Origin of the sequence: Zoogloea oleivorans (assembly GCF_008107625.1) — a bacterium.
GTDB classification, from domain to species: domain Bacteria; phylum Pseudomonadota; class Gammaproteobacteria; order Burkholderiales; family Rhodocyclaceae; genus Zoogloea; species Zoogloea oleivorans.
The window spans coordinates 256985-272291 of the sequence record NZ_SDKK01000003.1 but is presented as its reverse complement, the minus strand read 5'-3'; the positions used below and the strand labels follow the sequence as shown (position 1 = coordinate 272291).

At 61.6% G+C, this 15307-nt stretch carries 18 protein-coding genes; 13 read left to right on the top strand and 5 right to left on the bottom strand.

Annotation, left to right across the window (positions count from 1 at the left end):
* Positions 1 to 4: 4 nt before the first annotated feature.
* Positions 5 to 2677 carry a D-(-)-3-hydroxybutyrate oligomer hydrolase gene (locus ETQ85_RS04450; RefSeq protein WP_222862052.1) on the top strand — a complete coding sequence of 891 codons (2673 nt, stop codon included), beginning with the start codon at positions 5 to 7 and terminating at the stop codon, positions 2675 to 2677.
* A gap of 56 nt (positions 2678 to 2733) precedes the next feature.
* Here ETQ85_RS04450 and ETQ85_RS04445 read toward each other — a convergent pair whose 3' ends face one another.
* From ETQ85_RS04445 to coaBC, 3 genes are read right to left on the bottom strand one after another with little or no spacing between them, the layout of a single operon-like run.
* Entirely contained in the window at positions 2734 to 3162 is a 429-nt protein-coding gene (locus ETQ85_RS04445) for an NUDIX hydrolase (protein ID WP_148577843.1), read from the bottom strand.
* On the bottom strand, positions 3162 to 3626 hold the full coding sequence (gene dut / locus ETQ85_RS04440) for a dUTP diphosphatase (protein ID WP_407058383.1): 465 nt from the start codon (positions 3624 to 3626) through the stop codon (positions 3162 to 3164). The genes ETQ85_RS04445 and dut overlap by 1 nt, the downstream gene beginning before the upstream one ends.
* Positions 3627 to 3640: 14 nt before the next feature.
* Positions 3641 to 4831 carry a bifunctional phosphopantothenoylcysteine decarboxylase/phosphopantothenate--cysteine ligase CoaBC gene (gene coaBC / locus ETQ85_RS04435; RefSeq protein WP_148577841.1) on the bottom strand — a complete coding sequence of 397 codons (1191 nt, stop codon included), beginning with the start codon at positions 4829 to 4831 and terminating at the stop codon, positions 3641 to 3643.
* A gap of 47 nt (positions 4832 to 4878) precedes the next feature.
* On the opposite strand from coaBC, the gene radC reads away from it, so the two are divergent.
* The 3 genes from radC to rpmG all read left to right on the top strand — a co-directional run bounded on the left by radC (position 4879) and on the right by rpmG (position 6107).
* Positions 4879 to 5556 (top strand): RadC family protein, encoded by a 678-nt coding sequence (radC, locus tag ETQ85_RS04430; RefSeq protein ID WP_148577840.1) that lies wholly within the window; start codon positions 4879 to 4881, stop codon positions 5554 to 5556.
* Between the two features lie 118 nt (positions 5557 to 5674).
* On the top strand, positions 5675 to 5911 hold the full coding sequence (rpmB, locus tag ETQ85_RS04425) for a 50S ribosomal protein L28 (RefSeq protein WP_148577839.1): 237 nt from the start codon (positions 5675 to 5677) through the stop codon (positions 5909 to 5911).
* A 28-nt stretch (positions 5912 to 5939) separates the two neighbouring features.
* Positions 5940 to 6107, top strand: coding sequence for a 50S ribosomal protein L33 (gene rpmG / locus ETQ85_RS04420; RefSeq protein ID WP_148577838.1), 168 nt, complete (start codon positions 5940 to 5942; stop codon positions 6105 to 6107).
* A 183-nt stretch (positions 6108 to 6290) separates the two neighbouring features.
* On the opposite strand, the gene ETQ85_RS04415 is transcribed toward rpmG, so the two are convergent.
* Positions 6291 to 6494 (bottom strand): cold-shock protein, encoded by a 204-nt coding sequence (locus ETQ85_RS04415; protein WP_148577837.1) that lies wholly within the window; start codon positions 6492 to 6494, stop codon positions 6291 to 6293.
* Between the two features lie 392 nt (positions 6495 to 6886).
* Between ETQ85_RS04415 and clpS the strand changes: the two genes are divergently transcribed.
* The 8 genes from clpS to ETQ85_RS04375 all read left to right on the top strand — a co-directional run bounded on the left by clpS (position 6887) and on the right by ETQ85_RS04375 (position 13965).
* Positions 6887 to 7195, top strand: coding sequence for an ATP-dependent Clp protease adapter ClpS (gene clpS, locus ETQ85_RS04410; protein ID WP_148577918.1), 309 nt, complete (start codon positions 6887 to 6889; stop codon positions 7193 to 7195).
* Between the two features lies 1 nt (position 7196).
* On the top strand, positions 7197 to 9473 hold the full coding sequence (gene clpA / locus ETQ85_RS04405) for an ATP-dependent Clp protease ATP-binding subunit ClpA (protein ID WP_148577836.1): 2277 nt from the start codon (positions 7197 to 7199) through the stop codon (positions 9471 to 9473).
* A gap of 99 nt (positions 9474 to 9572) precedes the next feature.
* Entirely contained in the window at positions 9573 to 10052 is a 480-nt protein-coding gene (gene rraA, locus ETQ85_RS04400) for a ribonuclease E activity regulator RraA (RefSeq protein WP_148577835.1), read from the top strand.
* A gap of 88 nt (positions 10053 to 10140) precedes the next feature.
* Positions 10141 to 10326, top strand: coding sequence for a hypothetical protein (locus ETQ85_RS04395; protein ID WP_148577834.1), 186 nt, complete (start codon positions 10141 to 10143; stop codon positions 10324 to 10326).
* 40 nt (positions 10327 to 10366) lie between these two features.
* Complete coding sequence (gene aceA, locus ETQ85_RS04390) at positions 10367 to 11668, top strand: isocitrate lyase (RefSeq protein ID WP_148577833.1); 1302 nt, start codon at positions 10367 to 10369, stop codon at positions 11666 to 11668.
* A 143-nt stretch (positions 11669 to 11811) separates the two neighbouring features.
* A complete protein-coding gene (locus ETQ85_RS04385) occupies positions 11812 to 12675 on the top strand; it encodes a DMT family transporter (protein ID WP_148577832.1) in 864 nt (287 codons plus the stop codon).
* 60 nt (positions 12676 to 12735) lie between these two features.
* Positions 12736 to 13098 carry a SpoIIAA family protein gene (locus ETQ85_RS04380; protein WP_148577831.1) on the top strand — a complete coding sequence of 121 codons (363 nt, stop codon included), beginning with the start codon at positions 12736 to 12738 and terminating at the stop codon, positions 13096 to 13098.
* A gap of 12 nt (positions 13099 to 13110) precedes the next feature.
* Positions 13111 to 13965, top strand: a complete 855-nt coding sequence (locus tag ETQ85_RS04375; protein ID WP_148577830.1) for a sulfurtransferase — start codon at positions 13111 to 13113, stop codon at positions 13963 to 13965.
* Positions 13966 to 13981: 16 nt separating this feature from the next.
* On the opposite strand, the gene ETQ85_RS04370 is transcribed toward ETQ85_RS04375, so the two are convergent.
* Positions 13982 to 14410 carry a YidB family protein gene (locus ETQ85_RS04370; RefSeq protein ID WP_148577829.1) on the bottom strand — a complete coding sequence of 143 codons (429 nt, stop codon included), beginning with the start codon at positions 14408 to 14410 and terminating at the stop codon, positions 13982 to 13984.
* A gap of 171 nt (positions 14411 to 14581) precedes the next feature.
* On the opposite strand from ETQ85_RS04370, the gene rpiA reads away from it, so the two are divergent.
* Positions 14582 to 15244, top strand: coding sequence for a ribose-5-phosphate isomerase RpiA (gene rpiA / locus ETQ85_RS04365; RefSeq protein ID WP_148577828.1), 663 nt, complete (start codon positions 14582 to 14584; stop codon positions 15242 to 15244).
* The last annotated feature ends 63 nt before the right edge of the window (positions 15245 to 15307 follow it).

Sequence of the window (15307 nt, the reverse complement as noted above, 5' to 3'; positions counted from 1 at the left end):
ACACATGGAACACCGGTTTCGCCTGCGGGCCCTCACCCTGGCCATCAGCAGCGCCCTGATCCTGACCGCCTGCGGAGGCAATGGCAAGCATGACTCCCAGCTCAGCGGCATCGCAGCCGAAGGGCTCGCGATAGCCAACAAGACCATCACAGCCAAAGACACCTCCGGAAGAACCCTGACAGCCACCACGGATGCAAATGGCAACTATGCACTGAATGTGAGCGGGCTGACCTACCCCCTCATGCTGCAAGTGACGGGCGACAAGGGCATCTGGCACGCCCTCGTGACGGTGGAAGACGCAGACAAGCCAGTCAATATCAACAACGCCACCAACAGCATCGCACTCCTCGCCCTGGGTGCAAATTCCGATGCCGACCTGCAGGCGGCCTTCCGCTCAGCGAACTTCATGGGCATCAGCGCCGCAACCCTGCTCAGCGCCGACAACAAGCTGCTGGACACCCTGCAGACCGAACTCGGCAAACGCCCCGCCAGCCTGCGCAGCGCAACATTCACCCCGGGCACGCCTGACACCGATGGCGACGAGATCGATCGCCTGCTGAGCCTGGTGGACGCCAGGCCGTCGGCTGGCACCTTCATCGCCTACAACGTTCTGCCCGAGCGCATTTGGGCCAGCAGCTACACCACACAAACCTACGACGGCACCAGCGACGACCTGCTCACTGCAGGGCTCGGCAAGACCGGACTCGGCAGCGCAACAGCACCGACCTACGCCAGCGCCGCCGCCCCCACCGCCAGCGAACTGCGTCGCAACGCCATCTACAACAACTACCGGGCCCTGGTGGACGCCAACAAGGCGGCCGGTGGCTACGGCACGCTGTACGGCCCGAACATCGACATCAGCGGCAACGACACCCTCGGCGAAGGGAAGATCGCCGGCACGGAAGCCATCGCCTATTCAAGCGACGCCAGTGGCAAGCGCAAGATTACCCTGATGGTTCAGGTACCCAACAGCTTCGACAAGACCAAGCCGTGCATCGTCACCGCCACCTCGTCCGGCTCCCGCGGTGTTTACGGCGCCATCGGCACGGCCGGCGAATGGGGTCTCAAGCACGGCTGCGCGGTGGCCTACTCCGACAAGGGCAGCGGCAACGGCATGCACGACCTGGCCGCCGACACCGTCAACCTGATCGACGGCACGGTCGCCACGGCCAGCGCCGCCGGCACGACAGCCCACTTCGCGGCAGACATATCGAAGAGCGAACTCGACGCTTTCAACCTGACCTTCCCGAACCGGATCGCCTACAAGCACGCCCACTCCCGCCAGAACCCGGAAAAGGACTGGGGCAAGTACACCCTGGATGCCGTCGGCTTCGCCTTCTACGTGCTCAACGAAAAATACGGCACGGCCGATGCCTCCGGCAAGAAGCCACGCATCATCCGCCCGGGCAATACGCTGGTGATCGCCTCTTCCGCATCGAACGGCGCGGGCGCAGCCCTGATTGCAGCCGAACAGGACAAACTCGGCCTGATCGACGGCGTGGCGGTGAGCGAGCCGCAAATCCAGCCCAAAGACATGAGCGGCGTCAGCATCAAGCAGGGTACAGGCACCGTCGCCACCCTCGGCAAGCCACTGCTCGACTACTTCACCTACGCCAACCTCTACCAGCCCTGCGCCGCACTAGCCAGTGATGCCACCGGCTCGCCTGGCGCGGCCTTCATCGCCGGCTACGCCACCAACCGCTGCACGGCCCTCAAGGCCAAGGGCCTGCTCAACGGCACCACCACCCAGGCCCAGGCCGACGAAGCCCTGCAGAAGCTCCACACCTACGGCTGGACCAGCGCCAGCGATGTCTTCCACGCATCGCACCACGCCCTGGCCACGCCGTCGATCGTCGTCACCTACCTCAACACTTACGGGCGTTTCAGCGTGACCGACAACGTGTGCGGCTTCAGCTTTGCCACCACGGTAGGCACCGCCGGTGCAACGCTCGGCAATGTCACGGCCACCAGCCCGCTGGTGCAGGCCGGCATCTTTGCCAGCGGCAACGGGGTTCCGCCCACCGGCGGAATCAACTTGGTCTACAACGATGCGAGCGGTGGCGCCAAACGGGATGTTTTGGCGGTGTCGCCATCCACCGGCCTTGCCGACGGCGCACTGGACGGAGCCCTGTGCGCCCGCTCTCTGGTCACCGGCAGCGATCCGGTGACCGGCAGCAAGCTGACCGGCACCTTGCTGGCCCAGTCTGAAAGGGTGCAAAAGGGCATCGCCGAAGTACAGGTAAAGGGTGCGCTCGACGGCAAACCGGCGATCATCGTATCTGGTCGCTCCGACACCCTGATCCCGGTGAATCACGCGTCACGTGCCTACTACGGTGCAAGCCAGAAAGCCGATGACAGCAAGAGCCGGCTGCGTTACTACGAGGTAACGAACGCCCAGCACTTCGACAGCTTCATCGACAACGCCGCGCTACCCGGCTACGACACGCGACTTGTTCCCCTGCACGTGTACTTCAACCAGGCCATGGACCTGATGTACGCCCACCTGAAGAACGGCGCTGCCCTGCCCGCCTCCCAAGTGGTGCGGACCACGCCACGCAGCGGCACCGCGGGTGCGGCATCCGCCATCTCGGCAAGCAACGTACCGGCCATTGCCAGCACCCCGGCCAACGGCGACGCCATCACCTACAGCAGCGGAACGGTCAGCGTGCCCGACTGAACACCAAGAGAAACCTGCAGCTTCAACCCGGCTCCTGGCGAGCCGGGTTTTTCATTTCAGGCCCAGCCAGACTCGTGAATCCACGGCCCTGGGCCAGCCTCAAGCGCATCACGGATGTAGGGCACGACAGCCTCCGGCAAGACATCCCGCCGACACCAGAGAAGCGCATCGCACTTGTCAGGCTCGGCAATGACCGGCTCACCCGACCACTCGGCCGCCCGCAGGAAAAAATCGATCCGGTTGGTATCGGAGCGCCGATGGACAACACCCAGCACCGTCAGCCCCGCCTCGGCAAGATCAATACCCAACTCTTCACGCATCTCACGCACCGCCGTCGCGCGCAGGGTTTCACCCTCCTCGACGTGGCCGCCAGGCAGGCTGTAGAGCCCATCGAAAAACCCCGTCCCCGCCCGACGCATCAGCAGCACACAACCATCCTGCTCGAGCAGCACGTGAACACCCGTCGGGATGCCCGGATGCCGCATCAGTGCTTGCCCGTGCTACCGAAGCCACTCACGCCGCGCGCGCTCTGGTCGAAGCTGTCGACGACATTGAAGGCCACCTGCAGCACCGGCACCACCACCAACTGGGCGATGCGCTCCATCGGCTGGATGGTGAAGCTCTCATGCCCCCGATTCCAGACCGAGACAAAAATCTGCCCTTGGTAGTCCGAATCGATCAAACCGACCAGATTGCCCAGCACGATGCCGTGCTTGTGGCCCAGGCCGGAGCGCGGCAGGATCATCGCCGCCAGCCCTGGATCGGCCAGATGCAGGGCGATGCCCGTCGGCACCAGCGTAGTGTGGCCCGGCGCCAGGGCAATGGGCGCCTCCAGGCAAGCCCGCAGATCCAGACCGGCAGAACCGCTGGTCGCGTAGGCCGGCGGCTGATTCTTCAGACGCTCGTCGAGAATCCGGATATCAATACTGTGCATGGTGATTTGCTCCAGGTAATGGAATGGGGTCAGATCTTCGGCAAAAGCGCGGCCAGATGGGCCACGATGGCGCGCGCCACCTCGGGCTTCGGCGCCTTGGGCAAAGGGTGTCGTCCGGCTGCGTCGAACAGCACCACTTCGTTGTCGTCACCACCCAGGCCGTCCTGCACCAGATTGCCGACGATCAGCGGCAATTTCTTGGCCTTGCGCTTGCCCTCGGCGTATTCATCCAGATTGCGGCTCTCGGCGGCAAAACCCACGCAGAACGGCGGATTGGGCAAGCCCGCCACGTCGGCGAGAATGTCCGGATTCGGCGTCAGCGTAATGGTCAGCTCCGCGCCGGATTTCTTGATCTTGTGTTCGGCCGAGGTCGCCGGCCGGTAATCCGCCACCGCCGCCACGCCGATGAACACATCCGCTCCCGGCAGCGCCGCAAACACCGCCTCACGCATCTCCAGCGCACTTTTCACATTTACCCGGCGGCAGCCTTCCGGCACCGACAGGGCCACCGGCCCGCTCACCAGTATGACCTCGGCCCCCGCCTGAGCGCAGGCCCGGGCCAGTCCGTAAGCCATTTTTCCGGAACTGGAATTGGTAATGCCACGCACCGGATCGATGGCTTCAAAGGTCGGCCCGGCGGTCATCACGATGCGCCGGCCGGCCAGCAGCCTGGGCTGGAAGAAGCCGATCACCGCCTCGCACAGCGCTTCGGGCTCCAGCATCCGGCCGAGGCCGACTTCGCCACAGGCCTGCTCACCTGCCGCAGGCCCCAGAAGCGTCACGCCATCGGCCACCAATTGCGCCGCATTCCGACGGGTGGCCGGGTGTTCCCACATCTGGCGGTTCATGGCCGGCGCAACCAGCAACGGACAATCCCGCGCCAGGCACAGGGTCGTCAGCAGATCATCGGCCTGGCCATGCGCCAGCTTGGCCATCACGTCAGCCGTCGCTGGCGCAATCAGGATCGCGTCGGCATCGCGGGTGAGATCGATGTGCGCCATGTTGTTATCCATGCGCGGATCCCACAGATCCGTCCATACCCGGTTACCCGACAAGGCCTGGAAGGTTACCGCGGTAACAAAGCGCGCCCCGCCTTCGGTAAGCACCACATGCACATCGGCGCCCGCCTTGCCAAGCAGGCGCACCAACTCCGCCGCCTTGTAAGCCGCCACCCCGCCGGTTACGCCCAAAACCAGTTTCCTGCCCTTCAGCTCGATCATGCCAATGGTATTATCAGTAACCTTCAGAAGCTGGAATTGTACACGCCATGGCAATCACCGACTGGCCTGCAGACGAACGCCCGCGAGAACGTCTGCTCGCCCATGGCGCAACGGCCCTGTCCGACGCCGAACTCCTCGCCCTCTTCCTGCGCGTCGGCATCCGGGGTAAAAGCGCCGTCGACCTGGCCCGCGACCTCCTCGGCCACTTCGGCGGCCTGTCGGCCCTGTGCTCGGCGTCGGCAACAGCCTTCTCCGCCATTCCCGGCATGGGTCCTGCCAAATACGCCCAACTCCAGGCCGTCCTCGAACTCGCCCGCCGCGCCCTCGGTGAAGAGATGGCCAAACGGGATGTCTTCGATTCGCCAGCCGCAGTACGCGACTGGCTGCGCCTCAAGCTCGGTCAGCTACCTCACGAAGTTTTCCTGATCCTGCTCCTCGACGCCCAGAACCGGGTCATGGGCAGCGAAGAACTTTTCCGCGGAACCCTGTCGCAAACCTCGGTTTACCCCCGTGAAGTGGTCAAACTGGTCCTCGAACGCAACGCCGCCGCAGTTATTCTTGCGCACAATCATCCGTCGGGAGTCGGCGAACCCAGCCATGCCGATCAGGCCATCACGCAAGCCCTCAGCAAGGCCCTCGCCCTTGTGGACGTAAGGGTTCTCGACCATTTCGTGGTGGCTGGCAACAGCCCGCCGGTATCCTTCGCCGAGCGCGGTCTGCTGTAGGTTTCAGGCCTCCGGAACGGCTATTCATCACGCCAATCTCACCGAGCTATTGATTCGAGCAAACTTCGTCGCTTATAATCGAGAGTCTTATCGAATCAAAACCAGTTTGGAGCAACAAATGGCTCGCGTTTGCCAAGTGACCGGAAAAGCACCGATGGTGGGAAACAACGTTTCCCACGCGAACAACAAGACCAAGCGCCGCTTCCTGCCGAACCTGCAGAACCGCAAGTTCTGGAGCGAGGCTGAGAACCGCTGGGTACGCCTGCGCGTATCCAACGCTGCCCTGCGCACCATTGACAAAAAAGGCATCGACGCTGTCGTCGCAGAGCTGCGCGCTCGCGGCGACAAGATCTAAGCCTTTCTACACCAGGAGATAGATCAAGATGGCAAAAGGCGGCCGCGAAAAAATCAAGCTCGAGTCCACTGCCGGGACTGGGCATTTTTACACCACCTCCAAGAACAAGCGCACCACCCCGGGCAAGCTTGAGTTCAACAAGTATGACCCCGTTGTCCGCAAGCACGTGGCCTACAAGGAAGTGAAGCTCAAGTAATTGCTTCCGGCACGCGATTACCGCTTGTTGCACCCAGAAAACCCGCTCCCAGCGGGTTTTTTGTTGTCCGCCGCCCGGCAAAATCTGTGCGCTCGAAGCAAAAGCAAAACCGCCGATGCACTTGCGCGCATCGGCGGTCTGGATCACGACGTCAGGACTTGAAGGCCTGACAAGCCGGAAGGATCAAGCGCGCTGAATGTTCGACGCCTGCTTGCCCTTCGGCCCCTGGGTGATGTCGAACTGAACCTTCTCCCCCTCCTTCAGCGACTTGAAACCGCCCATCGTGATGGCGGAGAAGTGTGCGAACAAATCTTCGCTACCATCGTCCGGCGTAATAAAGCCGAAGCCCTTGGCGTCGTTGAACCACTTAACAGTACCAGTTGCCATATTGCAAATTCCTTCTTGATTTCAGTAATACGATCCGGACGTCCGGCTTGCGATCGGGTCAAGACAAGCGAAGATTTTTCGATGGTATTTCTTCGAACACGCAACGCAAAAGCACTCTCTTTAAACCTGACGCGAACACATTTCTGCTTTTACGTGACTTGCTTGACGTCGTCAACGAGTTTAAAGGCCGACAAAGATGCTGCACCACAGCATTGAAATCAGTGATTTTTGTCGGTTTTAGACACATTCGAAAATGAAGCTCATGTTTTTTCGTGACATATTTCCGCTACCGCAGCGCAGCAAAGAAGGGGCGCTGCATCACCCGCAACTCGCCTTGAAGGCTGTGCCAATTCACGCTTGCACAATCATCGAGGTTGTTTAGAATGGCTCGCATGGTCATCAAAAAACAGGAAGAGTCGACACTTGAGACAGCGGCAACGCGGGTCAAACCGCCCCCACTCTTCAAGGTCATGCTCCTTAACGACGATTTCACCCCGATGGATTTCGTGGTGGCCGTGATACAAAAATTCTTTGGCATGGACCGCGAACAAGCCACGCGGATCATGCTCAAAGTCCATAGAGAGGGCCTTGGTGTATGCGGCGTCTTCCCGCGGGACATCGCAGCCACCAAAGTCGAGCAGGTCATCGCGTATGCACGTCAGCACCAGCACCCGCTGGCGTGCGTCATGGAGGAAAACTGAAATGATCGCGCAAGAGCTTGAAGTCAGTCTGCACATGGCCTTTGTCGAAGCTCGGCAAAAGCGTCATGAGTTCATCACCGTGGAGCATCTCCTGCTTGCGCTCCTCGACAACCCTTCCGCCGCCGATGTGCTGCGTGCCTGCGCCGCAAAAACGGACGAGCTACGCAAGGAGTTAACAGACTTCGTCAACGAGCACACGCCCCGCGTGGAAGGCACCGAAGACATCGACACCCAGCCGACTCTTGGCTTTCAGCGGGTCATCCAGCGAGCCATTCTGCATGTACAGTCCTCCGGCAAGAAAGAAGTCACCGGCGCCAACGTGCTGGTTGCGATCTTCGGCGAAAAGGACTCCCACGCGGTCTATTTCCTCCAGCGGCAGAACATCTCCCGACTGGATGTGGTGAATTTCATTTCTCACGGCATCACCAAGACGCCCCAGCCCGGCGCTGCGCCGGCACGCCCGTCCGGCGAGTCGGAACAGGGAGAGCAGGAACAGGAAAACACGACCGCCGGTGGCGCTCTGGACAACTACACCCAGAACCTCAACCAGCAAGCCCTCCTGGGCAAGATCGATCCGCTCATCGGTCGCGAGAAGGAGGTCGAGCGGGTCATCCAGACCCTGTGCCGCCGTCGCAAGAACAACCCACTGCTGGTTGGTGAAGCCGGTGTCGGCAAGACCGCCATCGCCGAAGGTCTGGCCCGCCGCATCGTGGAAGGCCGGATTCCGGACATCCTCACCGATGCGCAGGTTTACGCCCTCGACATGGGCGCCCTGCTGGCTGGCACCAAGTATCGCGGCGATTTCGAGCAGCGCCTCAAGGCAGTACTCAAGCAGTTGATCGAGCACCCCAACGCGATCCTGTTCATTGACGAAATCCACACCCTGATCGGCGCGGGTGCGGCATCCGGTGGAACGCTCGACGCCTCCAACCTGCTCAAGCCGGCACTCTCGTCCGGTCAGCTGAAGTGCATCGGCGCCACGACCTACACCGAATTCCGTCAGATCTTCGAGAAGGATCACGCCCTGTCCCGGCGCTTCCAGAAGGTGGACGTACTCGAGCCGTCGGTTCCCGAAACCGTCGAGATCCTCAAGGGCCTCAAGTCGCGCTTCGAGCAGCACCATGGCATCAAGTACTCCGCCTCGGCCTTGTCGAGTGCCGCCGAGCTGTCGGCCCGCTACATCAATGACCGCCACCTGCCGGACAAGGCCATCGACGTCATCGACGAAGCCGGTGCCGCCCAGCGCATCCTGCCCAAGTCGCGGCAGAAGAAGCTGATCGGCAAGACAGAAATCGAGGAGATCGTCGCCAAGATCGCCCGCATTCCGCCGCGCAATGTCTCCAACGATGACAAGGCCGCCCTCAAGACGCTTGAGCGCGACCTGAAGAACGTCGTTTTCGGCCAGGACGTCGCCATCGAGGCCCTCGGCAAGGCCATCAAGATGTCCCGCTCCGGCCTTGGCAATCCGGCCAAGCCGATCGGCTCCTTCCTGTTCAGCGGCCCGACCGGCGTCGGCAAGACCGAAGTCGCCCGGCAACTGGCCTACATCCTGGGCATCGAGCTGGTGCGCTTCGACATGTCCGAGTACATGGAACGCCATGCGGTGTCACGCCTGATCGGTGCGCCACCCGGTTACGTGGGCTTCGACCAGGGCGGCTTGCTGACCGAACAGATCAACAAGAAGCCCCACTGCGTGCTGCTCCTCGACGAAATCGAAAAGGCGCATCCGGACATCTACAACATTCTGCTGCAGGTGATGGACCACGGTACGCTGACCGACAACAACGGGCGCAAGGCGGACTTCCGCAACACCATCATCATCATGACCACCAACGCCGGTGCCGAAAACATGCAGAAATCGGTGATCGGCTTCTCCGCCAAGCGCGAGCAGGGCGACGAGATGGCCGACATCAAGCGGATGTTCTCGCCGGAGTTCCGCAACCGCCTGGATGCCACGATCTCCTTCAAGGCCCTCGACCACGACATCATCACCCGTGTGGTCGAGAAGTTCCTGATGCAGCTCGAGGCACAACTCCACGAGAAGAAGGTGGAAGCCCACTTCACCGACAAGCTCAAGGAATGGCTGGGCCAGAAGGGCTTCGATCCGCTCATGGGCGCCCGCCCGATGGCGCGCCTCATCCAGGATACGATCCGCTCGGCCCTGGCCGACGAGCTTCTGTTCGGCCGTCTGGCCAACGGCGGCACGGTCACCATCGACCTCGACGACGACGGCAAGGTACAGCTCCAGTTCGAGGAAATGGCCGAAGCTGCGGTATAGTTTTATTACGCACGTACGTCATGAAGCACGGGCGGCCCAGGCCGCCCGTTTCTTTTGTGCGCCCGCATTTTCATTCACTTTCAATATCACGGAGTTGCCATGGAATTCCAGACCACCGATCTTTGCGATGCCAACGAAGGCAAGGTCCGCGCAGTAGCCCCCATGTTCCGGAGCTTCGGCGGCAAGACCCGCTTTGCCGGCCCGATCCGCACCCTGAAGGTTTTCGAAGACAACTCGCTGGTACGCTCGACCCTTGAAAGTCCGGGCAACGGCAGCGTACTGGTCATCGACGGTGGCGGCTCCATGCGTTGCGCCATGGTGGGCGACCAACTCGCCCTGCTGGGGGTCAAGAATGGCTGGGCCGGCATTGTTGTATATGGCTGCATCCGCGACTCCGGCCCGATCGCCGGCATGGACATCGGCGTTTTCGCCCTGGGCACCCATCCGATGAAGAGCGTCAAAAAAGGTGCCGGCGACGTGGATATTGCCGTGACCTTCGGCGGCGTGACTTTTGTCGCGGGTCAATGGCTCTACGCCGATGAAGACGGCGTGATCGTTTCCGAGGCTTCCTTGCTGTAAGCTGGGGCCATCAACGACGCGGCGCAGCGATTTTTTGTTTCACCATCGCCGACGCCGTTTCACGATACAAAAAGCAATCAACAGACCATTGAAAAACAAGAAATATTTATTTCTTATGTCTTATATAAGACCTGTTGCTGCCATGCAAAATCATCCCTATAATCTCACCTCACTGATCGACGCTTTGGAAGCCTCCGGCAACGGCCTTCCAGCCGGTCAAGCAACACAGAAATTAGCGCAAGGCACCGTTCGCTCATCGCCGGTGCCGGCATAACCAGCTCCTCCCTCCCCTCAACGTTAGTAAAGGATTCCGTATGTCTCTGACTCGCGAACAGCAAATCGCCGCTCTGGAAAAAGACTGGGCCGAAAACCCCCGCTGGAAGGGTATCAAGCGCGGTTACACCGCTGCTGAAATCGTCCGCCTGCGTGGCTCCTTCACGGTTGAGAACACCTTGGCCCGTCGCGGTGCCGAGAAGCTGTGGAACCTGGTGAACAACGAGCCGTACGTTAACTGTCTGGGCGCCCTGACCGGTGGTCAGGCCATGCAGCAGGTCAAGGCCGGCATCAAGGCCATCTACCTGTCCGGCTGGCAAGTCGCTGCCGACAACAACGAATACGCCGCCATGTACCCGGACCAGTCCCTGTACCCCGTGGATTCCGTGCCGAAGGTTGTCGAGCGCATCAACAACGCCTTCACCCGTGCCGACGAAATCCAGTGGTCCAAGGGTGCCAACCCGGGCGATGCCGGTTACGTCGATTACCACGCTCCGATCGTGGCCGATGCTGAAGCCGGTTTCGGCGGCGTGCTGAACGCCTTCGAACTGATGAAGGCCATGATCCGCTCCGGCGCGGCCGGCGTGCACTGGGAAGACCAACTGGCTTCCGTCAAGAAGTGCGGCCACATGGGCGGCAAGGTGCTCGTTCCGACCACCGAAGCGGTTCAGAAGCTGATCGCTGCCCGTATGGCTGCCGACGTGTATGGCGTGCCGACCCTCGTTATCGCCCGTACCGATGCCGAAGCCGCTGACCTGCTGACGTCCGACTACGACGAAAACGACAAGCCCTTCCTGACCGGCGAGCGCACTGCCGAAGGCTTCTACAAGACCAAGAAGGGTCTGGACCAAGCCATCTCCCGCGCCATCGCCTACGCTCACTACGCCGACCTGGTGTGGTGCGAAACCGGCACACCGGATCTGGAATTCGCCCGCAAGTTCGCCGAAGCCGTGCATAAGGTTCACCCGGGCAAGATGCTGGCCTACAACTGCTCCCCGTCCTTCAACTGGAAGAAGAACCTTGACGATGCCACCATCGCCAAGTTCCAGAAGGAGCTGGGCGCCATGGGCTACAAGTACCAGTTCATCACTTTGGCTGGCATCCACTCCATGTGGTACAACATGTTCGATCTGGCCCAGGACTACGTCGCTCGCGGCATGTCTGCCTACGTCGAGAAGGTTCAGGAGCCGGAATTCGCTGCCCGCGACCGTGGCTACACCTTCGTGTCGCACCAGCAGGAAGTCGGCACCGGTTACTTCGACGAAGTGACCACCGTGATCCAGGGCGGCAAGTCCTCCGTGACCGCGCTGACCGGCTCCACCGAAGAAGAACAGTTCCACTAAGAATCGATCGGCCGGTAACCCTCACCGGTACGCTTGGTTGATAACCCCCGCGGGCGCAAGCCTGCGGGGGTTTTTTCATGGCCGCGGCCCACCCGGGATGCGTCCAGTAGAATATTGCGCTGTCCCAAATCTGCCCTGCCCCCATGCAATCCCTCTGGATGATCGTCGCGAGCCTGCTGTTTGCCTGCATGGGTGTCTGCGTCAAACTCGGCTCTGCGCTGTTTTCCACCGGTGAACTGGTGTTCTACCGGGGTTTCATCGGACTCCTGATGATGGCCGTCCTGCTGCGCTGGCAGGGCACGCCCTACACCACGCCCCACTGGCGCCTGCAACTGTCCCGCGGCGTATCCGGCACCATCGCGCTGATGTGCTATTTCTTTGCGCTGGGCATTCTGCCGCTGGCCACCGCCGTCACGCTCAACTACACCTCCCCGCTCTTCGTTGCCCTGTTGCTGGCCCTATGGTTCAAGGAGCGGATCGGCCCGATGCTCTTTGCGGCTGTCGGCCTGGGCTTCCTGGGCGTCGTCCTGCTCCTCAAGCCCACCCTCCAGCCAGATCAATGGCCCGGCGCCCTGGCCGGACTCAGTTCAGGGCTGATTGCCAGCCTGGCCTACGTCAACGTGCGCGAACTGGGTCGTGCCGGCGAACCTGAAGCGCGCACGGTCTTGTGGTTCTCCCTGGTCACCAGCGCCTTCGGCCTTCCGTGGGCGCTATCGTCAGAGCACCTGCACAGCCTCAGCCTGGAGAGCGCGGCAATCCTGGTCGGCGTCGGCGGCTTTGGTGGCTGTGCCCAGCTGGCAATGACCCGCGCCTACCGCTACGGCAAGACCATCGTTGCCGCCAACCTGGCCTACTCCACGGTGATTTTTTCCAGCCTGTTCGGGGTCGTGCTATGGGGCGAACACCTTCCGTGGACCTCCACGCTGGCCATCGTCGTCATCATCACCAGCGGCGTACTCGTATCCCTCGCATCCCGCAAACCCACGCCAGTCATGGAGTCCGATTGAAGCGGGGGCTCTGCAGGACTACACTGATGGCGTCCAGTCAGCCCAGAAAGGAAGCAGGCGATGATCACCACCGACAACAAGGAAAGCCGGATCAACGTAACTGTCTTCGGCGAGTTCACACTGGCCGACTACAAGGAATTCGAAGAGGTTGCCAATTACAAGGTGCAGTTTGAAGGGCCCGTCAGCCTGCTCTTCGATCTGCGTGAGATGAACGGCTTCACCGTAGACATGGCCCTGGAGGAAATCCGTTTCGCCCGCGCCCATGCCCACGACTTCGCGCGCATCGCCATTCTCACCGACGACCAGTGGGTCACATGGAGTGCCTGGCTGTCGAAATTCTTCGTAGACGCCGATGTGCGCGTCTTTGAAGACACAGACGACGCCGAAGCCTGGCTCGGCGGTATCGAAACCCCCGTGGCCTGAGGAGCGTCAGCCGTGCCGCAGCCTTTCACCCATCTCGTGGGCGCTCATGAGCTGGCCACTCTGGCTACACCAGAGTGGCGCATTTTCGACTGTCGCTTCGACCTGCGCGATCCCGCTCTTGGACCACAGGCCTACGCGACAGGACATCTGCCCGGCGCCTTCTACCTCGACCTGGAAGAGGATCTGTCCGGCCCCCTGTCGGGCCTCAACGGGCGCCATCCCCTACCCGACCCACACCTGCTCGCCGACAAGCTGGGCAGCCTTGGCGTCGGCCCTGACACCCAGGTGGTGGCCTACGACGACGTGGGCGGCATGTTCGCCGCTCGCCTGTGGTGGCTGCTGCGCTGGCTGGGACATGATCGGGTGGCCGTTCTGAACGGTGGCATCCAGGCTTGGACTGGCAGTGGTCAAACGCTCGCCACCGACACGCCGGAAGCCGTTGCCAAAGCCTTCACGCCCAAGCTGCAAAACGCCCTTAAAGTGGACGCGAACTACGTCCACAGCCACCTCCACGCCCCTGCCATGCTGCTCATTGACGCCCGGGCACCCGACCGTTTCCGTGGCGAGAACGAAACCCTCGACCCGGTCGGTGGCCATATTCCTGGCGCCATCAACCGTTTCTTTCGCGACAACCTGGGGCCCGACGGCTGCTTCAAGCAGGCCACCGAACTTCAGGAAGACTTCGGCAAGCTCATCAAGGGCGGCGACGCCCACAATGTGGTGCATCAGTGCGGCTCCGGCGTCACTGCCTGCCACAACATCCTGGCGATGGAAGCCGCCGGGCTGTCCGAGTCAAAGCTTTACGCCGGCTCCTGGAGCGAGTGGTGCGCCGACCCGGCCCGACCGGTAGCCAGCGGGCCGGACTAAAGCAGACAACGCCGGATCAGGCCTTGCCGAACAAACCGCCGAGGGCCGAAAGCCCTTGGGTCAGCAGCTCATTGCCGCTGTCCGGCACTTCACCATTCGGGGTCAGGCCATCGACGACCCGGGGCAGCAGATCGGCCAGTTGCCCCGCCGCACTCTCCTGGGACAGCCCCAACTGGGCAGCAATATCGCCAAGGCCGGCACCGCCAAGCACCTGACTGATCTGCTCGGCACTGACTGGCAGGTTCTGCCCTGTGCCCACCCACGACGCCACCTGTTCACCGAGCCCACCCTGATTCAATTTGGCCAGCAAGCCGCCGAGGCCACCTTCGCTGTTCTGTATCAGGCCCAATACCAGTTGCAGCAAGGCAGACTGGCCGCCTGCCTGCCCGTTGCCCCCTGCGAGGGAACCAAGAACCTGACCCGCCAGTTGATCGAACAAACCCATGACCTGCCTCCTCATTCAAAAAATCATGCCGCACCCGAAACAGTCAGAAACCCCTGTAGCACGGTTTTAACACTCTAACCCGACTTAAGCAGCCCCGATGGCGGTTTGCAGAATCTGACCACTTGCTCCGTCCCGGTTAGAATTTGGTTTTTGGCAAATGGCTGCAAAACCATGACTCAGGACGAACTCAAGCAACAGGCCGCACTGCGTGCGCTCGATTACGTGATCGAAGGCGCCATCGTCGGCGTCGGCACCGGCTCCACAGCCAATTTCTTCATCGACGGGCTGGCCACCATGAAAGACCGCATCGCCGGTGCCGTCGCCTCCTCTGAAGTCTCCGCACGACGCCTGGCCGGACACGGCATTCCCCTGCTCGACATGAACGACGTGGAAGAACTGCCGGTGTATATCGACGGTGCTGACGAAATCGACACCTCCCTCGCCATGATCAAGGGTGGCGGCGGAGCCCAGACCCGCGAGAAAATCGTCGCCGCGGTGGCACAAAAATTCGTCTGCATCTGCGACGCCACCAAGAAGGTCGCCCAACTGGGCCGCTTCCCGCTGCCGGTGGAGGTGATCCCCATGGCACGCGCCCAGGTCGCCCGGGAACTCGTCCGCCTCGGCGGTCGACCGGTGCTGCGGGAAGGATTCATCACCGATAATGGCAATTTGATTCTTGACGTACATGGCTTGGCGATCCACGATCCGGTAAGCCTTGAAATCACCATCGACGGCATCGTCGGTGTCGTCACCAGCGGCCTGTTCGCCAAGCGCGGTGCCGACGTGCTGCTGCTGGCCACGCCCGACGGCGTGCAGGCCTTCGAGCGAACTTGAAACAAAAACGTCATGTTGGCCTGTTAGCCTTCGACACTCACCACAGCCTTCATTCACAGGACT